22 protein-coding genes and 1 tRNA gene are annotated in these 22,686 nt (G+C 67.1%); 16 read left to right on the top strand and 7 right to left on the bottom strand.

Annotation, left to right across the window (positions count from 1 at the left end; translation table 11 throughout):
- Positions 1-283 precede the first annotated feature (283 nt).
- Positions 284-742 (top strand): CreA family protein, encoded by a 459-nt coding sequence (locus tag Sa4125_RS18540; protein WP_224007968.1) that lies wholly within the window; start codon positions 284-286, stop codon positions 740-742.
- A 48-nt stretch (positions 743-790) separates the two neighbouring features.
- Here Sa4125_RS18540 and Sa4125_RS18535 read toward each other — a convergent pair whose 3' ends face one another.
- A complete protein-coding gene (locus Sa4125_RS18535) occupies positions 791-1,960 on the bottom strand; it encodes a M20 aminoacylase family protein (protein ID WP_224000305.1) in 1,170 nt (389 codons plus the stop codon).
- A 146-nt stretch (positions 1,961-2,106) separates the two neighbouring features.
- Between Sa4125_RS18535 and Sa4125_RS18530 the strand changes: the two genes are divergently transcribed.
- From Sa4125_RS18530 to Sa4125_RS18510, 5 genes are all read left to right on the top strand, one after another.
- Entirely contained in the window at positions 2,107-3,366 is a 1,260-nt protein-coding gene (locus tag Sa4125_RS18530; protein ID WP_224000304.1) for a D-alanyl-D-alanine carboxypeptidase family protein, read from the top strand.
- Positions 3,363-4,523, top strand: coding sequence for a GTP-binding protein (locus Sa4125_RS18525; RefSeq protein WP_224000301.1), 1,161 nt, complete (start codon positions 3,363-3,365; stop codon positions 4,521-4,523). Before Sa4125_RS18530 ends, Sa4125_RS18525 begins: the two co-directional genes overlap by 4 nt.
- Before the next feature lie 271 nt (positions 4,524-4,794).
- Positions 4,795-5,364, top strand: coding sequence for a DUF924 family protein (locus Sa4125_RS18520; RefSeq protein WP_224000299.1), 570 nt, complete (start codon positions 4,795-4,797; stop codon positions 5,362-5,364).
- A 62-nt stretch (positions 5,365-5,426) separates the two neighbouring features.
- Entirely contained in the window at positions 5,427-6,848 is a 1,422-nt protein-coding gene (locus tag Sa4125_RS18515; protein WP_224000297.1) for an MATE family efflux transporter, read from the top strand.
- Positions 6,845-8,122 carry a GNAT family N-acetyltransferase gene (locus Sa4125_RS18510; RefSeq protein WP_224000295.1) on the top strand — a complete coding sequence of 426 codons (1,278 nt, stop codon included), beginning with the start codon at positions 6,845-6,847 and terminating at the stop codon, positions 8,120-8,122. Before Sa4125_RS18515 ends, Sa4125_RS18510 begins: the two co-directional genes overlap by 4 nt.
- Positions 8,123-8,266: 144 nt before the next feature.
- On the opposite strand, the gene Sa4125_RS18505 is transcribed toward Sa4125_RS18510, so the two are convergent.
- Positions 8,267-8,351: transfer RNA gene (locus Sa4125_RS18505), tRNA-Leu, on the bottom strand.
- A 208-nt stretch (positions 8,352-8,559) separates the two neighbouring features.
- On the opposite strand from Sa4125_RS18505, the gene Sa4125_RS18500 reads away from it, so the two are divergent.
- Positions 8,560-9,087: a disulfide bond formation protein B gene (locus tag Sa4125_RS18500; protein ID WP_224000293.1), complete on the top strand. Its 528-nt coding sequence runs from the start codon at positions 8,560-8,562 to the stop codon at positions 9,085-9,087.
- Positions 9,088-9,195: 108 nt separating this feature from the next.
- Here the strand turns inward: Sa4125_RS18500 and Sa4125_RS18495 are convergent, their stop codons facing one another.
- From Sa4125_RS18495 to Sa4125_RS18485, 3 genes are all read right to left on the bottom strand, one after another.
- Positions 9,196-9,486 (bottom strand): hypothetical protein, encoded by a 291-nt coding sequence (locus Sa4125_RS18495; protein ID WP_224000291.1) that lies wholly within the window; start codon positions 9,484-9,486, stop codon positions 9,196-9,198.
- Between the two features lie 244 nt (positions 9,487-9,730).
- Positions 9,731-10,291, bottom strand: coding sequence for an HNH endonuclease (locus Sa4125_RS18490; protein ID WP_224000289.1), 561 nt, complete (start codon positions 10,289-10,291; stop codon positions 9,731-9,733).
- Between the two features lie 53 nt (positions 10,292-10,344).
- Entirely contained in the window at positions 10,345-11,118 is a 774-nt protein-coding gene (locus Sa4125_RS18485; protein ID WP_224000288.1) for a DNA-3-methyladenine glycosylase 2 family protein, read from the bottom strand.
- 76 nt (positions 11,119-11,194) lie between these two features.
- On the opposite strand from Sa4125_RS18485, the gene gluQRS reads away from it, so the two are divergent.
- Positions 11,195-12,103, top strand: coding sequence for a tRNA glutamyl-Q(34) synthetase GluQRS (gene gluQRS, locus Sa4125_RS18480; protein ID WP_224007965.1), 909 nt, complete (start codon positions 11,195-11,197; stop codon positions 12,101-12,103).
- Here the strand turns inward: gluQRS and Sa4125_RS18475 are convergent, their stop codons facing one another.
- The gene (locus Sa4125_RS18475) at positions 12,104-13,060 is read right to left on the bottom strand and encodes an AEC family transporter (protein ID WP_224000286.1); all 957 of its coding nucleotides are present in this window, start codon (positions 13,058-13,060) and stop codon (positions 12,104-12,106) included.
- A 257-nt stretch (positions 13,061-13,317) separates the two neighbouring features.
- Here Sa4125_RS18475 and Sa4125_RS18470 point away from each other — a divergent pair, with 257 nt between their 5' ends.
- From Sa4125_RS18470 to Sa4125_RS18435, 8 genes are all read left to right on the top strand, one after another.
- Positions 13,318-14,205, top strand: a complete 888-nt coding sequence (locus Sa4125_RS18470; protein WP_224000284.1) for a DMT family transporter — start codon at positions 13,318-13,320, stop codon at positions 14,203-14,205.
- Between the two features lie 103 nt (positions 14,206-14,308).
- Positions 14,309-14,497, top strand: coding sequence for a twin transmembrane helix small protein (locus Sa4125_RS18465; RefSeq protein ID WP_224000282.1), 189 nt, complete (start codon positions 14,309-14,311; stop codon positions 14,495-14,497).
- The gene (locus Sa4125_RS18460; protein WP_224000280.1) at positions 14,497-15,069 is read left to right on the top strand and encodes a cob(I)yrinic acid a,c-diamide adenosyltransferase; all 573 of its coding nucleotides are present in this window, start codon (positions 14,497-14,499) and stop codon (positions 15,067-15,069) included. The genes Sa4125_RS18465 and Sa4125_RS18460 overlap by 1 nt, the downstream gene beginning before the upstream one ends.
- 108 nt (positions 15,070-15,177) lie before the next feature.
- Positions 15,178-17,508 carry a DUF3772 domain-containing protein gene (locus Sa4125_RS18455; protein WP_224000278.1) on the top strand — a complete coding sequence of 777 codons (2,331 nt, stop codon included), beginning with the start codon at positions 15,178-15,180 and terminating at the stop codon, positions 17,506-17,508.
- 191 nt (positions 17,509-17,699) lie between these two features.
- Positions 17,700-18,398, top strand: coding sequence for a rhomboid family intramembrane serine protease (locus Sa4125_RS18450; protein WP_224000276.1), 699 nt, complete (start codon positions 17,700-17,702; stop codon positions 18,396-18,398).
- Positions 18,399-18,636: 238 nt separating this feature from the next.
- Positions 18,637-19,386, top strand: coding sequence for an electron transfer flavoprotein subunit beta/FixA family protein (locus Sa4125_RS18445; protein ID WP_224000268.1), 750 nt, complete (start codon positions 18,637-18,639; stop codon positions 19,384-19,386).
- Positions 19,387-19,405: 19 nt separating this feature from the next.
- The gene (locus Sa4125_RS18440; RefSeq protein WP_224000266.1) at positions 19,406-20,335 is read left to right on the top strand and encodes an electron transfer flavoprotein subunit alpha/FixB family protein; all 930 of its coding nucleotides are present in this window, start codon (positions 19,406-19,408) and stop codon (positions 20,333-20,335) included.
- 340 nt (positions 20,336-20,675) lie between these two features.
- Positions 20,676-21,557, top strand: a complete 882-nt coding sequence (locus Sa4125_RS18435) for a 3-hydroxybutyryl-CoA dehydrogenase (protein WP_224000264.1) — start codon at positions 20,676-20,678, stop codon at positions 21,555-21,557.
- A 322-nt stretch (positions 21,558-21,879) separates the two neighbouring features.
- Here Sa4125_RS18435 and tam read toward each other — a convergent pair whose 3' ends face one another.
- Complete coding sequence (tam, locus tag Sa4125_RS18430) at positions 21,880-22,677, bottom strand: trans-aconitate 2-methyltransferase (RefSeq protein WP_224000262.1); 798 nt, start codon at positions 22,675-22,677, stop codon at positions 21,880-21,882.
- Between the last annotated feature and the right edge of the window lie 9 nt (positions 22,678-22,686).

Genomic DNA, 22,686 nt, shown 5'->3' with positions numbered 1-22,686 from the left:
GCAGAACAAAAGCAATCCTCTGTTGCGGCCCCGGTCGGGCGGCTGGGTTTCATCCGGAAGGAGAGGTGGCACCGTAGGGGGGGGCGCCGAGTATTCCAACCCATTCCGGCGCGAAATATCGGAGAGTGCACGCACTCCGTGCGTTTTGTCGGCTTGCCGCCGCCCGATCCTCGTTCAATCCCGTTGCACTCGGCCCTTGAAGGGACCATGTGCGTGCGACCACTTGTCACCCGAGGATAGCCGGAAGATGCGAAATTCAGGATTGTCCATCGTGGCGGCCGTAATGGTCGCCCTCGCGTCTGCCGCCCCCGTCGCCGCCGAAGAAGTCGGCGAGATCGCCACCGATTGGCTTGGCAACGACATCAAGATCGAAGCGATCAGCGATCCCGAGGTGCAGGGCATCACCTGTCATGTCAGCTATTTCGACCGCAGCGTCATCGATCGCCTGCGGCAGGGCAACTGGTTCGAGGACCCCTCGAACTCTTCGATCGCCTGTCGCCAGACGGGACCTGTCGTCATCGGCGAGATCGATCTCGACAAGGACGGCGAGGAGATCTTCTCGACCCGCCGTTCGCTCATCTTCAAGGCGCTGGTGGTCAAGCGCATCTACGACAAGGCGAACGATACGCTGATCTATCTCTCGCATTCGCGCGAGATCAAGGAAGGCAGCGCCAAGATGGCGATCTCGACCATACCGCTGTTTGCCGCTGCGCCGACCTGGACGAACGGCAAGCCGCAATAATGCGACGGCTGCCGGATCGGGCGGGATGAAATTCCTCGGGAAAGGCGCTCAGCTGCCCGCCAGCGCTCTTTCGGCAAGACGTATCCAGTAGGACGCGCCATAGCTGATGGCGCGATCGTCGAAATCGTATTTCGGGTGATGCAGGCCCGCGGTGTCGCCATTGCCCAGGAAGATGAAGGCGCCCGGGCGCGCCTCCAGCATGTAGGAAAAATCCTCCCCGCCCATGAGAGGCGCCACCGCCGTGTCAACCTGCGACGCCGGCACGATCTCGGCCGCGACGGCGGCGCAGAAATCGGTCGCACCGGCATGGTTGAAGGTCACGGGATAGTGCCTGTCGTAGGTGAACTCGATCGTGACACCATGCGCCGCACCGATGCCGGCGGCGATCTCGCCCATGCGCGTCTCGGCCATATCGCGCATCGCCGCCGTCAGCGCCCGGACCGTGCCCGAAACGACGGCGGTCTCGGGAATGACATTGCTGGTGAAACCGGCATGAAACTGCGTCACCGACACGACGAGCGACTGCAGCGGATCGGTATTGCGCGCGACGATCTGCTGCAGGGACTGGACGAGGGCGGCACCGGCGACGATCGGATCGAGGCCCTGCTGCGGAATGGCGGCATGGCTTCCGCGGCCGCGGATGGCGAGGACGAAAGTGTCGGTCGAGGCCATGATCGGGCCGGCGCAGATGGCGAAATGGCCGAGCGGCAGGCCGGGAATGTTGTGCATGCCGTAGACCTCGTCGATGGCAAAGCGCTCCATCAACCCGTCATCGATCATCGCCTTGGCGCCGGCGCCGCCCTCCTCGGCCGGCTGGAACACGACGACCACGCTGCCCTCGAAACCGCGCGTCTCGCAGAGGCTCTCGGCCGCGCCCAAAAGCATCGCCATGTGGCCATCATGGCCGCAGGCATGCATGGCGCCCGGGCGCAGCGAGGCATAAGCGGCGCCGGTCTCCTCGACGATCGGCAGGGCGTCCATATCGGCCCGAAGAGCGATGCGCCGGGAGCCGGGGCCGCTGCGGCCGTGGATGACGCCCACGACCCCGGTGCGGCCGATGCCCGTGACCACCTCGTCGCAACCGAAGGCGGTCAGCTTTTCGGCGATGTAGGCGGCGGTGTCGTCGACGGCGTACAGGATTTCCGGGATCTGGTGCAGTTGCCGGCGCCAGCCGGCGATGTCGTCCTGACGATCTGCGATGCGGTTGTTGACGGGCATGGAATCCTTCGCGCGGCATCGTGGCGGTTGGCGGCAGCGGAGAGAGATCGCAGCCGCAAGTCGCCTGCACCTTGCCATGACGCTGCCATAGAGGCGAGATAGGCGCGAAGAATGCATTCTCGAACTGTTCACCGAAGGACCGGATTGTGAATATCACGGAGGGCGCGGCGCGGCGCTTGGCTACCACGCTTTCTCTTGTCCTGGCTGTCGCCTTCGGCTCGGCCTCGGCAAGAGCCGAGACCTCCGTGGTCGTCGACGTCGATACCGGCAAGGTGTTGTCGACGAAGGATGCGACGGCGCGCTGGTATCCGGCGTCGACGACCAAGCTGATGACCGCCTACCTCGCCCTGAAGGCCTTGAAGAGCGAGACGGTCACGCTCGACAGCCCGGTGGTGATGACGCGCTATGCCGCCGGCCAGGCGCCGAGCAAGATGGGATTCGAGCCCGGGACGATCCTTCGCCTCGACATGGCGATGAGGATGATGCTGGTGAAGTCGGCCAACGATGTCGCCGTCGCGATCGGCCAGGCGCTCGGCGGCGGCTCGATCGAGGCTTTCGTCGGCATGATGAACGCCGAGGCGGACAGGCTGGGAATGAAGGACACGCGCTTCATCAACCCCAACGGCCTGCCGGGCCCCGGGCAGTTTTCCAGCGCCAAGGACCTCGCGATCCTGGCCATCCGCCTGCGCCGCGACTTCCCGGCCTTCAGCGAGATTTTCGGCGTCGAGGCGATCTCGACCGGCAACACCTTGCTGCGCAACACCAATGCGCTCCTCGGCCGCTACGAGGGCGCCGACGGCATGAAGACCGGCTACATCTGTGCTTCCGGTTTCAATGTCGTGGCCTCCGCCACCCGCGGCAAGCGCACGATCGTCGCCGTGGTTCTCGGTGCTGAGGGTACGATCGTGCGGGACCGGATGGCCGCCGAGCTCCTCGAGAACGGGTTCCGCACCGATCCCGCGAAGATGGGCACGCTGGTCGAGGCGCTGCCTGCCTCCAGCGGCCCCCCGGCCGACATCAGCAAGGAGATCTGCTCGCCGGCCGGACAGCAGGAGCGCGCCAAGGAGCGCCAGGCCGAGGCGGCCCGCGCCGAGAAGACATCGGGCTCGCCCTACCTGCACGAGATGAAGCGCGAGCCCGCGACGGTGCCGGTCAGCGTTGGCGGCGCAGCGGCGGGCGACACCTTCGTTGCCGGCATCACGCAGATCCCGGGCTACGGCATTCCGCTTCCGCGGTGGCGCCCCGACATCGAGCAGGAAGCGCCGACGGGCGGAGACAAGGCGAAGGCGATCGGAAGTCCGCTCGATCCGGCGACAAGCAGTCCCGACCAGCCCGAGAGCGAGAAGGTCGGGCGTCTGTCCAGCAGCATCGGAGAAGACGGCCTGCGCGGCGGGATGACGAATTGACGCCGACCTTATCGACCAGGACCCCGGCCTTCCCGATCCGCGTCACCATCCTCACCGGCTTCCTCGGCGCCGGCAAGACGACGCTCCTGAACCGCCTTCTCGCCGATCCCGGCGTCACCGACACCGCGGTCATCGTCAACGAATTCGGCGAGGCCGGGATCGACCATCTCCTGGTCGAGACGGCCCGCGACGGGGTGATCGAACTTGCCGACGGATGCCTGTGCTGCACCGTCCGCGGCGAGGTCGTCGACACGCTGGCCGACCTAGCCGAGCGGATGCAGACGGGTCGGATCGCGCCGCTTGCCCGCGTCGTCGTCGAGACCACGGGCATCGCCGACCCGACGCCCCTGATCGCCGCGCTGATGGGACATCCGGCGCTTGTCGCCGCCTATGCGCTGGACGGCGTCGTGACCGTCGTCGACGCGCTGGCCGGACCGGAGAATCTTGCCGCACGCCAGGAAGCGCGCCGACAGGTGGCGGTCGCCGATCGCATCGTCCTGACGAAGAGCGACATCGCACCACCGGAAGCCATGTCAGCGCTGGCGGACATGGTTCGCCCGCTCAATCCGCGGGCACCACTCCTCTCGGCTGCCGGCGAAGCGGGGCCGGGCGCCCTCTTCGGCTGTGGCCTCTACGATCCCGCGACGAAGACCGCCGATGTCCGGCGCTGGTTTCAGGACGAGGCCGAGCCCGTCCTTGCGGGACATGACCATCGCGGGCACCATCATCACGCGCATGCCGCGTCCGTCGCCGGTCACCGGCATGACGGGGCGGGGCGGCACGGCGACATCGGCACTTTCTCGATCCAGCATCCGGCGCCGATCCCCCGCGCGCAGATCGAGGCCTTCCTCGATCTGCTGCGGGACTTGCAGGGAGCAAACATTCTTCGAATGAAGGCCGTCGTCCTGACAAGCGAACAGCCGCTGCGGCCGCTCGTTCTGCACGGCGTGCGCCAGTACCTGCATCCGCCGGCGCTGCTGCCGGCCTGGCCCGAAGGCGTCGCGCCGGGCTCGCGCCTCGTCCTCATCGGCGAGGGGCTGAACGAGCGGCTCGTGCGCGATCTTTTCGCCGCCTTTGTCGGCGAGCCGCGGGTCGACGCGCCGGATCGTGCGGCGCTGACCGACAATCCGCTCGCCGTGCCAGGCATGTCGTTCTGACGCGGCAACTGGTCGTGCCCGCGACCCCGGCGCTGCCGACTGACATGCCTTTCGCCTGCAAACCCGGAAGGTGCCCATGGACGCTCCCGGCAGCAATGCGCCCTGTCGAGCGCGGCCAGCGGATCGTTGCCAGCGAAACGTGAGACGGGACGCCAAAAGCTCTTCCTGATACCGCGATTTTTGTCACGGCCATCACCCCGCCCTATCTTCGGCCCTCCCTTGCTTGAAGCCATGGCACCGCGCCAGCGGCACCCGTCGAACCGGACTTCCCATGAGCGAAACCTTTACCGACCCGCAGACGATCATCGACTTCTGGCGCGAGGCCGGGCCCGATCGCTGGTTTTTTGCCGATGCCGACTTCGACAGTCTGATCCGGCAACGCTTTCTCGACATCTACGAACGCGCCGCGCTCGGGGAACTGGATTCCTGGACCGAGGAGCCGAACGGCGCCCTGGCCCTCGTCCTCCTCCTCGACCAGTTTCCGCGCAACATGTTTCGCGGTCACCGGCGCATGTACCAGACTGACGCGAAGGCGCTGCACCTCGCGCGCGAGGCCCTCGCGCGGGGCGACCACCTGGCCGTCGGCGACGACGTCAACCAGTTTCTCGTCCTGCCGCTGATGCACGCGGAGGATCTCGCCATGCAGGATGCCTGCGTCGCCTTGATGGAGGAGGTCGATCCCGACAACCTCTCCTTCGCGCACGAGCACCGCGAAACCGTTCGGCGCTTTGGCCGGTTTCCTCACCGCAACGTGATCCTCGGACGCCCTTCGAGCGAGGAAGAGCTCGAGTTTCTGAAGGCGACACAGGGGACGGACACGGCGCACTCGACCAAATCTTAAACCTCGACTGCTAGTTTCGTTCTGTCCGGTCGCGAGACCGCCGGGGAGAACGGACAGACGTGATGCCGTCGACGGAAAGAATGGCGGGCCGGTGGATTTCGGCACCGCTGATGGAACGGCTTCGACCGGCCTTTGCCGGCATCGACGCCGTGCTGTCGGGGCGTGGCGAAAAGGCCGTCGCCGGCCGTATCGCGCTCTTTGCCTTTTCGGTCCGCGTCGTCTCGGCGATGATCGCCTTCTTCAGCCAGGTCGTTCTCGCCCGCTGGATGGGCAGCGCGGAATACGGCGTCTTCGTCTTCGTCCTCGTCGCCGCCGTCATCGTCGGCGGTCTGTCGTGCCTCGGCTTCCAGACCGCGGTCATCCGGTTCGCGCCGGAATACCGGGTAACGCAGCAGCTCGATCTCCTGCGCGGGATCCTCGTGACAAGCCGCCTCTTTGCCCTGGCATCGTCCGGCATCATCAGCCTGCTTGGCCTTGCGGCGCTCTGGCTGTTTCAAGACAGCGTGCCACATTACTACCTTCTGCCGCTCGTCATCGGGGTCTTCTGCCTGCCGGTGATGGCACTGGGGGAAGTGCTCGACGGGACGTCGCGAGCGCATGCGCTTGCGGGACTCGCGCTGCTGCCGACCTTCATCGCCCGGCCGCTGCTGATCATCGCCTACATGGCGCTGGCGGTGGAATTCACCGGGCTTGCCGCCGATGCGGTGACGGCTGTCGGCAGTCTCGTCGCGGCGACCTGGACGACGACGCTTGTCCAGCTCTTCATGGTGCGCCGAACGACCGACCGTCGGGCGGGGAGCGGACCGCGGCGGATCGATTTCCGCACCTGGATGGCGATGGCGCTGCCGATCTTCCTGGTCGAGGGATTCTTCAACCTCCTGACCAATGTCGACATCCTGATGGTCGGGCATTTCCTGCCGCCCTCCGACGTCGCGATCTACTATGCGAGCGTGAAGACCCTGGCGCTCGTCCACTTCGTCTATTTCGCCGTCAAGGCGAGCGCCGCGCAGCGCTTCTCGCACTACCACCATGCGGGCGAGCCGCTCGCGTTCGAGAGCTTCGTGCGCGAAACCATCCGCTGGACCTTCTGGCCCTCCCTGGCGATGGCGATCCTGATCCTCATCGGGGGCGAACTCCTTCTCGGCCTCTTCGGTCCGTCCTTCGACGCCGGCTATCCGCTCCTGTTCATCCTGATCATCGGCGTTCTGGCACGCGCGGCCGTGGGGCCGGCGGAGAGCGTCCTCACCATGTCGGGGGAGCAGAAGGCCTGCGCGGCCGTCTACTTCATGACGATCCTCCTCAATATCGGGCTGAACGTGATGCTGATCCCTCTCTACGGCCTCTACGGGGCGGCCTTTGCCACGGCGCTGGCGATGATCTTCGAGGCCACATCGCTGGCGACGGTCGCCTACCGGCGGCTCGGCCTGAAAATGTTCATTTTTGCCGGGCCGTCGCGCGCCCGCCCTTCGGGAGAAGACGGATGAGCGCCAAGCCGCTTCTCGACGAAATGCTGGCCTCGCCCAGCGCCGCGCCGGCGATCGGTCTTCTCGATCAGGGACGATGTCTCGACAATCCGGTCATCAACCTGACGCTCGGCGACGGCGATCGTGTCCGGCGGTTCTCGACCTACCTGCCGGCCGCGGCCTTCGATCTCGAAGCCGAACTCGATTTCCTCACGCGCCGCGCGATCGACCACAACGTCTTCTTCGCCCCGCAATTTCTCATCCCCGCCATGCCGCGGCTGGACGAGCGCCATGTCCGGCTGATGGTCATCCGCGACGAGGGGCCGCAGCGCAGCCGCCTGCGCTTCCTGATGCCCTATTCGATCGAGCGCACCGGTCTGTTCGGCGGCCCGCCGGTGATCCGCGCCTGGACGCACCCCTTCGGCCCGCTGGGAACCCCCCTGGTCGATTCCGACGATCCCGACGCCACGATCGGTCATCTTCTGGAGACGCTGTCGCGCAAGGACCTCGGCTTCCCCTCCGTGCTCGTCCTTCCCGACATCCGCATCGAGGAGCCGTTCGCGCGCACGTTGATGTCGACCGCCGAGCGGCTGGGGCTTCCGGTCTCCGCCGCCCACAGTTTCGACCGTGCCGCACTGGATGCGTCGCCCGGCGCGTCGATGGCCAATGTCCTGTCGTCGAAGCGACGGCGCGAACTGCAGCGGCAGCGACGCCTCCTGGAAGCCAAGGGCTGCGTCAGCTTCGACATCGCCCGCACTCCCGACGCGATCCGGCTGGCGATGGAGGAGTTCCTGACGCTCGAGGCGAGCGGCTGGAAGGGGCGCGAGCGCAGCGCCCTCATCATGGATCGCTACCGCGCGGCCTTCGCCCGCGAGAGCATCCACAAGCTCGCCGACAAGGACCGTGTCCGGATCTTCACCCTGAGGCTCGACGGCCAGGCCATCGCCAGCCTCGTCGCCTTCGTCATCGGCGGAGAGGCCTTTGCCTGGAAGATGGGATTCGACGAGACCCACGCCGCAGCCTCGCCGGGGCTGCAGATGATGGTGCTGGCCACCGAGGCCCTGATCGCCGACCCCGACGTGACGCGGGCCGACTCCTGCGCCGTTCCCGACCATTTTTTGATGAACCGGCTCTGGAAGCAGCGTCTGCCGATCCAGACGCTCGTCGTCGGACTGACGCGCGAGTCGGGCCGCGCGGTGGAGCGCGCCGCCACCGGGCTGGATCAGGTCCGCCGCACCCGCAATGCGGCGCGGCTGATGCGCCAGCGCGTGAAGGCGATGTTCCAGCGGGGTTAGGCTTTCGCGGGCGTAGCGCCATCGCCGGCCGCCGCTCATGGCGCGGGTCGCCGAGCCGGCCTCAAGGTGTCGGATCGCGGGTCGCTGCTGGTCGGTCGCTGTGTATTGTGAAGAGGGTGTCTGGCGCGTCCCGATGGGAAGCAGTGGTGCGGGCGGTCGGAATCGAACCGACACTCCTTGCGGAACCGGATTTTGAGTCCGGCGCGTCTACCAATTCCACCACGCCCGCACGGCGCCTGCCCCGGCACGAAAGTGTCGGGGCCGCGGCGCCCCGTATACGACACATGCCCTGCGATTGCCAGATCAAGCTGGCCTTCCAGCCGACTTTTGACGGGCGTCAACGCGGTCGCGAGGCTGTTCCTCGCCATGGCCGCGGTGCTAGAGCAGGGCTCACAGGCACTGGCCGGCGCGCCGGCCCATTCCAGGAAGCAAGACCCATGGCAGCGCCCTCCCGTCTCGCCCGCCCGACCGGCTCGATGCAGACGATCGGAGCGGCGGTGCTTCTCCTCGGCTCCGCGGCGACCGTCGGCACGGCGCTCCTCTTCGAGCATGTCGGCGGCTACATTCCTTGCGCGCTCTGCCTGCAGGAGCGCTGGCCCTATTATGTCTCGATCGTCCTCGCCGCCGTCGCCCTGGTCGCAGCCGCCGGGCGGGCCATGCCGTGGATCGTTCGCGGCCTGCTCTGGCTGATCGCCGCCGCGATGCTGGTCGGTCTCTGCCTTGCCATCTATCACGCGGGCGTCGAATGGCATTTCTGGGCAGGACCTTCCGGCTGCGCGGCCGGCAATGCCGACCTGAGCGGCGACCTCCTCTCGACCATCGACACCATCCGCCCGCCCGCCTGCGACACGGCCGCGGGGCGTTTTCTTGGCCTGTCCTTCGCTGGCTGGAACGTGGTGGCGTCGCTGCTCTTTGCAGGTCTCGCCATTGCCGCGGCAACGGGCCGCGGGGAGCGCCGCGTCTGAGGCAGAGCGTTACAGAGTGGGTTGCAAGATCCGATGTCCAGATGATGCGATAGGCCAGACCATGGAGCGCGCGCATTTCGTGCGCTGGCGAAAGTCCGCAGGCGCGCCCTAAGCCGTTTCAGACGACAGGTACTCGGCCAGGGCGTCCGCGGCACAGAGCGAAGCGGTGTGGGTCCTGCCGGCCTGCTGGACGTCCAGGAGTGCCAGGGCGACGTCGCCCGTGACGGTCTCGGCCGTGGACCTGCCGACATTCGGCTCATTGCCGCTCTCGGCCGGGGCGGTACCGTCGGCGATCGGCTCTACGGCGATGATGACGCCCTCTTCTTTCGGGTCGCGGGGATTGTCGGAGGGTTGCTCGAACACCGCCGCGATCCTGCCGGTGGCTGACACGGCGCTCATGAAGGCTCCTTCCGCCTGATGGGGAGAAGCTCGCCGCGGTTTCTCGTCCGCGCCGGGCCCGCCTGCCGGTGCAACATCGTCTCCGACGCCCGTTCCCGCCAAGCGCTCCGAGGACAGGCTTTCGTATCAGTCGCGGCTTGCACGAGCCTGTCGAATCACCGGCACGTATCCGAACGACCGGCGGAAGACATCACCCGAATGGCCGGGGGTTGGTCGCCTCGGCGATGCACCTGAAACGGCGCGGCTATTCCGGATCCAGCTCGGAGTCCCAATAGAGGTAGTCGAGCCAGCTCTCGTGCAGGAAGTTGGGCGGGAACAGGCGACCATTGTTGTGAAGGTCGTGCACCGTCGGCTGATACGGCTTCTGGTGCGGCAGCATGCCGGCATCGCGCGGCATCAGCCCGCCCTTCTTCAGATTGCAGGGCGAGCAGGCGGCGACGACGTTTTCCCAGGTGGTCAGCCCGCCCTTGGAGCGGGGGATGACGTGGTCGAAGGTCAGGTCGTTCGGCGAATGGCAGTACTGGCACTGGAAACGGTCGCGCAGAAAGACGTTGAACCGTGTGAAGGCCGGGTGCCGGGCGGGTTTCACGTAAGATTTCAGGCAGACCACCGACGGCAGCTGCATGCTGAAGGTCGGGCTGCGGACCGTCTGGTCGTATTCGGCGAGGATCGTCACCCGGTCGAGAAACACGGCCTTGATCGCATCCTGCCAGCTCCACAGCGACAGGGGGTAGTAACTCAGGGGCCGGAAGTCCGCGTTCAGAACCAGCGTCGGCGACAGGTTCTGAGCTACTGCAATCGTCAAGGACAGTCTCCTTCACCAAACGACTTGCGTCTTCTTGCAGGAACTATGGTGTCCTATCGTGTCGCCTTTGTGAAGCCTTGGGGAAGGCGCCTGCTGCGCTTGGCCACAGCCGGTGTCGCGCCTGCCCGCGCCGCCTCGTTCTCAGCCGCCGGCAAATCATCGCCGCGCCGGTTCTGGGCGCCGGTCGCGGCGTCGACGGGCGCTGCGTCGCGGCGGGTGAGAACGGCGTAGTAGCCCCAGAACAACCGGGCTGCAGCCGAGCGGTGCGGCGCCCAGTCGCGCGCCAGCGCCACCAGCGGCTTCGGCTTCGGCCGCTCGGCGAGGCCGAGCCCGTGCGCGACCGCGATCTGCAAGGCGAGGTCGCCCGCCGGAAAGATGTCGGGATGGCCGGCCGAGAAGAGGAGGAAGCACTCGGCCGTCCACGGTCCGATACCGGGAAGCGCGATGAGCTCGCCGATGGCCGCGTCCGGCGAAAGCTCCGTGATTCGCGCGAAATCCAGCCGGCCGTCGAGACAGGCTTCGGCCAGGGCCAGCGCGGTCCTCTCCTTCACGCGCGACATGCCGGCGAAGCGGAAGTCGGCATCCGTCGCGGCGAGAATGGAGCGGGGGTCGTCGAGATCCATGGCGGCGCCAAGACGCGTCAGGATCGCCACGGCGCTCGCCCGGGACACCTGCTGGCCGACGACCATGCCGATCAGGCCCCTCAGCCCGCCGGGCGTCGCACGGACGGGGAGGGGGCCGGCGATCTCGACCAGGGCGGCCAGACGCGGATCGATCAGGGAAAGCGCCGCAAGTTCCCGTGCGATGTCGTCTTCTGTCAGGATCATCGCTGCTGCGCCCTGGTGCTTTGGCCTATATCCATTCCGCTGAATGCCTCGAGGAGGTTGCGGAGTGCAATCCTGCATGGACGAATACCGACCGGTCTACCGCTTTGCCCCAAGCCCGAACGGCGAGCTGCACCTCGGCCACGCCTTTTCGGCGCTGCTCAATCATGGCCTGGCGCGGACCGAGGGCGGGCGCTTCCTGCTGCGCCTGGAAGACATCGACAGAGCGCGGTGCTCGATCGCCTACGAGCAGGCGATCGAGGACGATCTCGGCTTTCTCGGTCTTTCCTGGGACGGTCCGCCGCGCCGGCAGTCCGAGCATTTCGGCGACTACCGCGCGGCCCTGGACGCGCTTGTCGATGCCGGCCTCGTCTATCCCGCCTTTCTGTCGCGCAGCGAGATCCGTGCCTTTGCCGAGCGCCATTTCGAGGAGACGGGCACCCCCTGGCCGAGCGATCCCGACGGCGCGCCGCTCTATCCCGGGCTCGACCGGCATCTCCCGGACGCCGAACGGCATGCCCGGATCGCGGCCGGCGAGCCGCACGCCTTCCGGCTCGACATGGCGAAGGCGCTGTCCGGCCTCGGCCGGCTGTCCTTCATCGAGACCGGCGCCGTGCCGGACGGGGAAGCGGCCGAGATCGTCGCCGATCCCTCGGCCTGGGGAGACGTCGTCCTCGCGCGCAAGGACGTGCCGACGAGCTACCACCTCGCGGTCGTCGTCGACGATGCGCTGCAGGGCGTGACGCATGTCGTGCGCGGCCGCGACCTCCTGGCCGCGACCTCCGTGCACCTCGTGCTGCAGGCACTGCTCGGCCTGCCCCGGCCGATCTACCACCATCACAACCTCATCCTGGGACCCGACGGGCGAAAACTGTCCAAGAGCGCGCGCGACACCTCGCTCGGATCGATGCGCGCGGCGGGCCTCACCGCCGAGGACATCCGGCGGATGGTCGGACTGCCGGCTACTGCGGCGGTGGCGGGCGCGTGATCAGCCGAGGATCGCCAGCCACACGGCGAGGGTGACGACGGAGAGGAGCGTCGAGACGAGGATCGAGGTTGCAGCGAGCTTTTCGCCGGATTTGAAATAGCTGGCGAAGAGATAGCAGTTGACACCCGCCGGGCTCGCCGCGGTGAGGACGGCGACCTTCAGCCAGAGCGCCGGCAAGAGCGCGGTGCCGACGAGGTAGACGACGGCCGGCATCAGCACCAGCGACAGGGCCGAGATGACGACGGCGCTGCCGATGTCGCCGCGCAGGCCATAGCGGGTCAGCGACATGCCCATGGCAAAGAGCGAGACCGGGCCGGCCGTCGAGCCGAGGAGCCGCACCACGTCCTCGACCGGGCCGGGGAGCGCCAGGCCGGTGACCCGCCAGGCGAGGCCGCAGAGGATGCCGACGATGATGGCGTTGCGCGACAGGTTGACGGCGATCCGCCCGATCGTCGAAAGCGCCGAGCCAGCCGGCGCCGCGTTGCCGCTCTCGGCCGCATCGAGCCTTGCCGCGCGCTCCATCAGGAGGGTCGCGACGGTCATCATGACGGGCATGTGGATGGCGATGATGAGGAACAGCGCCTCCAGCCCCGTATCGCCATAGGCGCGCTGCACCGCGGGAATCGCGATGAAGACCGTGTTGGCAAAGCTGGCGGAGATGCCGGCGATGATGCCGGTGCGCCGGTCCGTGCCCATGAAGCGGCGTACGAGGATCGTCGCCGGCGCCCAGGTCAGGGCGACGCCGAGGAAATAGGCGAGCCACAGGAAGAGGGGATTGGCGCCCGCGAAGTTGGCGGTGGCGAGCGTGCGGAACAAGAGCGCCGGTACGGCAATGACGAAGACGAACTTGGCGAGGCCCTCGCCGACCGAATCGCCCAGCAGCTTCAGCCGCGCGGCAAGAAAGCCGACGGCGATGACCGCGAAGATCGGCACGATGACGGTGAGGATGATCTGCATGGCGGTGCGGCGAAAGCCTCGTGTCGTGCCGGCCGGTCGGTGCCGATTCCCGTCGGCCCTCGGCGGCGCAGACGGCTGTCTGTCCGTGTCTGCTGCGGTTTGCCCGGGATGAACAGACAAGAGGGGTCAACGCGGCCCGGAAGTCGTCGGCGCGTTGCCCTCCGGCAACAGACGCGGCGGCCCGGACGTCGCATAAGGCGAGGCGGCTGCCGCCGCGCGACGGGGGCCGGCCTGAAGGCCCCCAGAACAGGCCGATCATGCCCCGTCTGCTTCCCTATTTTCCCGCCATCTTCGTCGTCCTCTGGTCGACCGGCTTCATCGGCGCGCGCTACGCGATGCCGCATGCCGAGCCCTTCAGCTTTCTCGCCTTGCGCTTTGCGCTGGCGCTCGTCCTCCTCTCGCCCGTCGCCTTCATGGTGCGCGGCGGTTGGCCCGGGCGCAGACCGGCGCTGCACGCCATGTTCGCCGGCGGCCTGATCCACGGCGTCTATCTCGGCGGTGTCTTCTTCGCCGTCCGGCACGGCTTGTCGGCCGGCATCGCGGCGCTGATCGTTGGCCTTCAGCCGCTCCTGACGGCGCTCCTCGCCGCAGCCTTCCTCGGCGAGACGATCCGGCCGCGGCACTGGCTGGGGCTGGCGCTCGGCCTTCTCGGCGTCGCTCTCGTCGTCGCGCCGAAACTCGGCACCGGGGCCGGCCTCTCGGGTTTGACGCTGCTGCCGGCACTTCTGGCGGCGCTTGCCATCTCGGTCGGCACGATCTGGCAGAAGCGCTTCGTCGGCGGCGTGGATCTCCGGGTCGGCACGGCGCTGCAGTATCTCGGTGCGCTGGTGCCGATGGCGTTCTGCGCCGTCGCCTTCGAGAGTTTTCGCGTCGACGTCACGGCTGAGCTCGTCTTCGCCCTGGTCTGGCTGACCTTCGTCCTGTCGATCGGCGCCGTCTTCCTTCTCCTGTTTCTGATTCGCGAGGGGGCGGTGTCAGAGGTGTCGTCGCTGATGTACCTGACGCCGGGCGTCACCGCCTGCATGGCGTTCCTTCTGTTCGGCGAGACGCTGGCGCCGATCCAGCTCGCCGGCATGGTGCTTGCCGCCGCCGGCGTCGCCGCGGCGACCTGGAAACGCGACGTGCCCCCTGTTTCGCAGGCGTGACGCAAGGTCCACTCGCCTATCGCGCCGACGCAGCCTATATCCGGTGCGACGGCAACCGGAACGATGCCCCAACCGGAACGATGCCCCAACCGGAACGATGCCAATGTCCGATATCCTGTCCATTCTCGCTTTGGTCGCCATGGCGGCCGTCACGGCGGTCCTCCTGATGGGGCTCTTCAACATGATGCGCGGCGGCGACGGCAACCGCTCGCAGAAGCTGATGCGGGCCCGCGTGATGCTGCAGGGCGTCGCGGTGCTGATCATGGTCGGCGCGCTCTGGCTGGCACGCTGATGGTCAAGCTCAACAAGATCTACACCCGCACCGGCGACGACGGCACCTCGGGCCTTGGCACCGGCGAACGGCGGCTGAAATCGGACCTGCGCTTCGAGGCGATCGGCACCGTCGACGAGTTGAACGGCACGATCGGCATGGTGCGCCTGCATACCGAGGGCGAACTCGACGCCATGCTGGCGACGATCCAGAACGACCTTTTCGACCTCGGTGCCGATCTCGCCACGCCCGAGACCGGCGAGAAGCTGCCCTATGAGCGGCTCGCCATCATTCCGTCACAGGTCGAGCGGCTGGAGCGCGAGATCGACGCGATGAACGCTCGCCTCACGCCGCTGACGAGCTTCATCCTGCCGGCCGGCTCTCCCGCCGCCGCGCATCTTCACCTCGCGCGCACCGTCGCACGGCGCGCCGAGCGGCTGATGGTCGCCCTGTCGCAGGCGCCGGGCGAAACGGTCTCGGAAGCGGCGCTGACCTACGTCAATCGCCTGTCCGACCATCTCTTCGTCGCCGGCCGCATCGCCAACGACGACGGCCGGGCGGACGTGCTCTGGGTGCCGGGCGCGAGCCGGTAGCGAAGGCAACTGACCAACCGGCTCCGACTGCCGCGACGATGCCGTCTCCCCGGTTGATCGTCGCGGTTCTGTCGCCTGCCGCATCGCGACCCACCACGAGGCAGCCGCATGACATTTCGGAATCTCCTCCGGTCCCTGTCGCTCGTCTGGATTCTAGCCTTCGCCGTCGCTGTCATGCCCGCCGCCGCACAGGACGCGGCGGCGCCAGAGACCGACCCGATCGTCATTCTCGACCAGCAGGCAGCGGAACTGGCCGCCATCAAGCGGGCGGCCGACGCGGAGACGTCGTCCGACGAGAAGGCGGAGCTGCGCGATCGCGGAATGGTGGCGGGCAGCACCGCCAATACGGCCGTCGCCCAGCTCGTGCCGCAGCTCGCCGAGATCGACGCGCGCATCGCCGAACTCGGTCCCGTCCTCGACGACGAGGCGCCCGACATCAAGGCGCAGCGGCAGCGGCTCGATGCCGAACGCGGCGAGCTCGACTCGACGATCAAGCGTGGCCGCCTGTTGGCCGCGGACGCCAAGGAAATGATCGACCGGATGATCCGGGAGATCAACGAGGCCTTCAACCGCGACACGTTCAAAAAGGTCGCCTCGCCGCTGTCGCCGACCTTATGGGCGGATCTCGCCGGCAGCCTGTCAGACGACAGCGCGCGTTTGAGCGATTTCGTGCGCGTTTCCGTCCTGGCGATCCCCAAGGCGAATATCGGCCTGCGCCTCGTCTTCCTCGCTGCCGGCCTTGTCCTTGCCGCGATCCTGCTCCTGCCCGTCCGGCGGGGGCTGCGCCAGGTCGGACGGCGCTTTGCCGTCGAGCAGGTGCCGGGCACGCGCGCCCGCAGGTCCGCGCTCGCACTCTGGTTCGTCGTCGTCGGCACGCTGACGTCGACCCTTGCCTTCCTCATCGTCTACCAGGCGCTGAACTGGGGTGACTTCCTCACCCGCTGGACGCGACCGCTTGCCGAGACGCTGGCGATTACCGCCGGCATCGGCGGCTTCATGGTCTCGCTCGGCGCCGGCCTGCTTCTCTCAGGGCAGCCCTCCTGGCGGCTGCCGCCGATCAGCGACGAAGCCGTCGGTCGCCTGCGTCCCTATCCCGGTCTTGCCGCGATCCTGACTTTCCTCAGCGTCCTCCTGATCGAGGGCGGCAAGGCGGTCGGCGTCAGCCCGACGGCGGCGATCTTCCTGAACTATGCCGTCACCGCAAGCTACTGCATTCTCATCTCGACCCTCCTCATCGGCCTGATGCGCTACCGCCGCACCCATCCGGAGGGAGCCGAGCCGAGCGCGCAAACGACCATCGCGACCGTGGCGACGCTCCTCGGCTGGGGCGCCGTCGTCATCGCGCTCGTCGCGGCGCTCCAGGGCTATGTGAATCTTGCGCTCTTCGTCAGCCGGCAGACGATCTGGACGGCGATCGTTTCGGCCGCGACCTATCTGCTGCTGATCGTCGTCGACGACGTCTCGACGACTTTCCTGTCGGGCGAGAGCCGGCTCGGGAGATCGCTCCACGCCGGCCTTGGCCTGCGCAAGGCGCAGGTCGATCAGCTCGGCGTCATCGTCTCGGCGCTGCTGCGGCTCGCCATCCTCGTTGTCGCTGCCATCCTTCTGTCCGGACCGCTGGGACCCGGCGCGAGCTCGCTCTTCTACCAGTTCGGCAATTCCAGCGAGATCCAGATCGGCGGCTTCAGCATCGTCCCCGGATCGATCCTGAAGGCGACGATCGTCCTCTTCGTCGGCATCGCGCTGATGCGCGGCGTGCGCCGCTGGCTGGACGATCGCTTCCTGCCGGCCACCGACCTCGATCCCGGCGCGCGAAATTCCGTCTCGACCATCGTCAGCTATGCCGGCATCATCCTCGCCGGCTTCTGGGCGCTATCGACGCTCGGCATCGGCGTCGAACGGATCGCGCTGGTCGTCTCCGCCTTGTCTGTCGGCATCGGCTTCGGCCTTCAGGCGATCACCCAGAATTTCGTCTCGGGCATCATCCTCCTTGCCGAGCGTCCGGTGAAGATCGGCGACACGGTCCGTCTGGGAGCCGACGAGGGGGAGGTTCGGCGCATCAGCGTCCGATCGACCGAGATCCAGATCGCGGACCGTTCGACGCTGATCGTCCCGAATTCCGAGCTGATCACGAAATCGATCCGCAACATGACGATGGCGAACCCCCTCGGTCGCGTCCAGATCGGCTTCGCGACGCCGCTCGACGTCGATGCGGCGGCCGTGCGCGATACGCTTCTCGACATTCTCGGCACGCATGAGGCGATTCTCGCCAGTCCGGCTCCCAGCGTCTTCATCGACGGGATCGAGGAGAGCAAGGTCGTCTTCAAGGCGTTCGCCTTCGTCGCCAGCCCCGGCTCGGTCTACGCGACGCGCAGCGCCATTTATTTCACGCTGCTCGAGCGGTTCAAGGCAGAGGACATCAAGCTCGTCGTGGCCTGATCGCGCGAGCGCGGCGACATCCCGGCAGGAAGCGGCGCGAGGCCCCGAGAGGCAAGGCCGGCCTTCCCAGCGACTGCCGCGCCCCGGCGGGGGTGGACCTGCGCCCTCAGGCGACTGTCCCGCGGCCATGCCATTGCCTTCCAGTGCCAGCCAAGTTTTGATGGCACGACCCATGCGGCGAAGGCGTCAGAATGTTCCTCCCCTTCTATGACGACAACCGGCTGAAAGGGATCCGCTTTCAGTATCTGACATTGGCGCTGATCGTCGCCAATGTCGTGATCTGGGTGTTTTTCTCGGCAACGGGGGAAACCGGGGCCTATCTCTCCGGCTTCGAACTGTCCTACGGCTTCATCCCTTCCGTCGTGAACGACTACGCGCAGTTGCCGGCGGAATATCACGTGCAGCCGACGGCCTTCTCCTTCGTCACCTATTCATTCATCCATCTCGATTTCTGGCATCTGCTCGGCAACATGCTGTTCCTCTGGGTCTTCGGCGACAATGTCGAGGATGGCTTCGGGCACGTCCGCTTCGTCCTTTTCTACATGCTGTGCGCGGCCGCTGCGGCCGGCGCGCATGCGTTGACCCTTCCCCAATCCGACAGCTCGCTTCTCGGCGCCTCCGGCGCCGTCTCCGGCATCGTTGCGGCCTATCTGATGCTGAGCCCGAGGGTGTGGATCTGGGTGCTGGTGCTCGGCCGTTTTCCCCTGGCGCTGCCCGCCTGGATCCTGCTCCTGGTCTGGATCGCCTACCAGTTCACCATGCTGGCCCTCGGCGACACGGACGTTTCCTACGGCGCCCATGCCGGCGGCATCCTCGCCGGAGCCCTTTTGACGCTGGTACTGCGCCGGCGCGGCGTGCCGCTGTTTGCACCGCCTGCGCAGAGTTTGTGACGGGACCGGAGGACCGCGTCGCGAACAGGCGCACGGCTGCCGCGGCAAGACTTGAAAGCGGCGGGGCGAAAGCCCAAAAACACCGATGATCACGTTCGGATTTTGACCTTCACGTCAAACTGCAATAACGCAGGAGCGCGTTTCGCGCCGAGAACCGAGACATCCCCGGGGGATGGGGACAGCGGTTCCGGCGCGTCCAGGGATTGCCCGGCCAGGCCGGGCCAGTGGGAGTTGAGGCATGAAGATCCTCGTCGCCGTCAAGCGGGTGGTGGACTACAACGTGAAAATCCGCGTCAAGCCGGACGGCACGGGCGTCGATCTCGCCAATGTGAAGATGAGCATGAACCCCTTCGACGAGATCGCGGTCGAAGAGGCGATCCGGATGAAGGAAAAGGGCATCGCCACCGAGATCGTCGCCGTCTCCGTCGGCCCGCAACAGGCGCAGGAGACGCTGCGCACGGCGCTCGCCATGGGTGCCGATCGCGGCATCCTGATCAAGACCGACGGCGTCACCGAGCCGCTTGCCGTCGCCAAGCTCCTGAAGGGCGTGGTCGAGGCCGAGAAGCCCGACCTCGTCATCCTCGGCAAGCAGGCGATCGACGACGACTGCAACCAGACCGGCCAGATGCTGGCTGCGCTCCTCGGCTGGAGCCAGGGAACCTTCGCCAACAAGGTCGAGCTCGAGGCCGGCAAGGCAATCGTGACGCGGGAGGTCGACGGCGGCCTGCAGACGCTGGAGCTGACGCTGCCGGCGATCGTCACGACCGACCTTCGCCTCAACGAGCCGCGCTACGCCTCGCTGCCGAACATCATGAAGGCGAAGAAGAAGCCGCTGGAGGAGAAGACGCCGGCCGATTACGGCGTCGACGTCGCGCCGCGGCTGACCGTCGTGAAGACCGTCGAGCCCCCCAAGCGCGGCGCCGGGGTGAAGGTCGCCTCGGTCGACGAACTGATCGCCAAGCTCAAGAACGAAGCCGGCGTCCTCTGATCGCCCGAAGGAAATTGCCATGACCACGCTTCTCCTCGCCGAACATGACAACCACACGCTCTCCGACCTCACCGCCAAGGCGCTGACGGCCGCGCTCGCCCTCGGTGGCGAGGTGCACGTCCTCGTCGCCGGCGAGGGTGCCGCCGCCGTCGCGGACGCCGCCGCCAGGCTTTCTGGCGTCGCCAAGGTGCTCCTCGCTGAAGCGACCCCTTACGCCCATCATCTGGCCGAGCCCCTCGCCGATCTCATCGTCTCGCTCGCCCCCGGCTATGAGGCTGTCGTCGGGCCGTCGACGACGACGGTGAAGAATGTTCTGCCGCGTGTCGCCGCCCTCCTCGACGTGATGCAGATCTCGGACGTCACGGCGATAATGGGCGCCGACACGTTCGAGCGGCCGATCTACGCCGGCAACGCCATCCAGACCGTCACCTCGGCCGATGCCAAGAAGATCGTCACGGTGCGCACGGCGTCCTTCGCTTCGGCCGCCGAGGGCGGTTCGGCCGCGATCGAGAAGGTGGCCGCCGCAGCCGATCCGGCGCTCTCGACCTTCATCGAGGATCGCCTGGCGACCAGCGACCGGCCCGAACTCACCTCGGCGAAGATCATCCTGTCCGGTGGACGGGCACTCGGCTCCAAGGAAAAGTTCGACGAGGTCATTCTGCCGCTCGCCGACAAGCTGGGCGCGGCCATCGGCGCCTCGCGCGCGGCGGTGGACGCGGGCTATGCCCCGAACGACTGGCAGGTCGGCCAGACCGGCAAGGTCGTTGCCCCCGACCTCTACATCGCCGCCGGCATTTCCGGCGCGATCCAGCACCTTGCCGGCATGAAGGACTCCAAGGTGATCGTCGCCATCAACAAGGACGAGGAGGCGCCGATCTTCCAGGTCGCCGATTACGGCCTCGTCGGCGATCTCTTCACGCTGCTGCCGGAGCTCCAGTCGAAGCTCTGAGTCGCCAGGCGAAAAAGGGTCTCCGTCGGCCGGTGCGACGAGGAGAGCCAGGGAGCATCGGGCGATTTTCCTCTATCGCCCGATGATCGCCACGCTTCAAACGCGCCGAGACCCAGCGAACTGTCGTCGCTGGCGAGCGGGCGGCATCGCCCATACCCTTCGCGGGGCGGTGCGACCAAAGACCGAGCGGTGTCGGCTACCGTCCCGCGCCGCCGTGTGAGAGAGTGACGCCCGCGGCCGACATTTGCGGGCAGAGCGATGGTCGCGGCGCTGCGGCGCGGACCGTCGGACAGGGATATGCGGGCATCATCGCCCGCCATTGGTGTTTGGTATCGGGATCATGGCGGAAAAGCTGAACAAGATCGGGGTCGTCGGCGCCGGCCAGATGGGCACAGGCATTGCCCATGTCGTCGCGCTCGCGGGCTACGACGTCACGCTCTACGATGTCTCGCCCGAGCGCGCCGCCAAGGGACTCGAGCAGGTCGAGCGCACGCTCGACCGGCAACTCGCCTCGGCCAAGATTTCCGCCGCGGAGAAGGCTGCGGCGCTTGCCCATGTCTCGGCGGCCAGCGGCGTCGCGGACCTTGCCGACATGGATCTCGTCATCGAGGCGGCGACCGAGGACGAGACGGTCAAGCGCAAGATCTATGCGACCGTCTGCCCCGTGCTGAAGCCGGACGCCATTCTCGCCACCAACACGTCCTCGATCTCGATCACCCGGCTCGCCTCCTCGACGGACCGGCCGGAGCGCTTCATCGGCATCCATTTCATGAACCCGGTGCCGGTCATGAAACTGGTCGAGCTGGTGCGCGGCATCGCCACCGCCGACGCGACGTTCCTTTCGTCAAAACAGTTCGTCGCAACGCTCGACAAGACGACCACGGTCTCGGAGGATTTTCCGGCCTTCATCGTCAACCGCATCCTGCTGCCGATGATCAACGAGGCGATCTACACGCTTTACGAAGGCGTCGGCTCGGTCGAGAGCATCGACACCGCGATGAAGCTCGGCGCCAACCATCCGATGGGCCCGCTTCAGCTTGCCGACTTCATCGGGCTCGATACCTGCCTGTCCATCATGCAGGTCCTGCACGACGGACTGTCGGACTCGAAGTACCGTCCCTGTCCGCTGCTGGTGAAATATGTCGAGGCCGGCTGGCTCGGCCGCAAGACCCAGCGCGGCTTCTACGACTATCGCGGGGAAGTGCCGGTCCCGACGCGGTAGACTGCGCGACGCATTCTTCTCTCGTTTGGGGAGAAGGAACCCCGAAGGGGCGGATGGGGGAGGACAGTCAGGACACGGCGCAATTTTGCCGGGTGGCGTCTGCCTCGCGCCCCAGCCGAATTTCCAAGGCTCCGAACTTCTCAGGATAGTCATTCCCGGGCTTGACCCGACAACCCATGCCGCGCGGCATCGATGATCAGACGGGGGGTCAGATTGCCTCTTCCTGAGCCGAAGTGGCTGCGTATGGCGATAGCGCATGGGTCCCCAAGCCCGAGAATGACTATCTGGCGACGAAAGCGCCTCGCCGTGACTGGCTCGAATCTCAGCCGCCTTCGCGTTGCGCCACGATGAAGACCCTGGGAAACGCCATCAGCCGCTTGTCATCCGCCCGCGCGGGATAGGCCGCGTCGATCCGCGCCTGGTAGCGCGCGATGAAACCCGAACGCAGCCCTTCCGGGAGGGCGTCGAGGAAAGGCCGCAGGCCCGTCGCCTTCAGCCATTCGACGATCGCTTCGGCATCCGCCATCGGGTGGTGGTAGGTGGTGCGCCAGACATCGACGCCCGCGGCATCGGCCGCCAGCATGTCGTAGTAGGCATCGAGCGTCGGCAGCCGTGTCCGCGCTTTCGCCACGTCGCCCATAGGGGCAGCAAATTCCCTCTCGGCCGCGGTCTCGCGCATCGCGGCGTGCGAAGGCTCGTCGAGATTGTCCGGCATCTGGATGGCGAGGATGCCGCCGGGGGCGAGCGAGGCGAAGAGACGCGGCAGCAGCGCGGCGTGGTCCGGCACCCATTGCAGGACGGCATTGGCGAAGATGAGATCGGGCGGCGTGTCGGGCATCCAGACAGTGATGTCAGCCTGCTCGAAACGCAGGCCCGGCAGGCGCCGGCGCGCGGCGTCGATCATCGCGGGCGAGCTGTCGAGGCCGAGAATGTCCGCCGCCGGCCAGCGCCGAGACAACAGCTCGGTCGAATTGCCGGGGCCGCAGCCGATGTCGACGATGTGCCGAGGCTCGCGCAACATCACCCGCGAGAGCAGTTCGTGCGCCGGCCGCGTCCGCTCGTCCTCGAAGCGCAGATAGAGATCGGGCTGCCAGTCGGCCGGCTCGCGTTTCGCGCTCATCAGCCGTTC

It is taken from the genome of Aureimonas sp. SA4125 (genome assembly GCF_019973775.1).
GTDB lineage: Bacteria > Pseudomonadota > Alphaproteobacteria > Rhizobiales > Rhizobiaceae > Plantimonas.
This window is presented reverse-complemented; position numbering and strand designations above follow the sequence as displayed.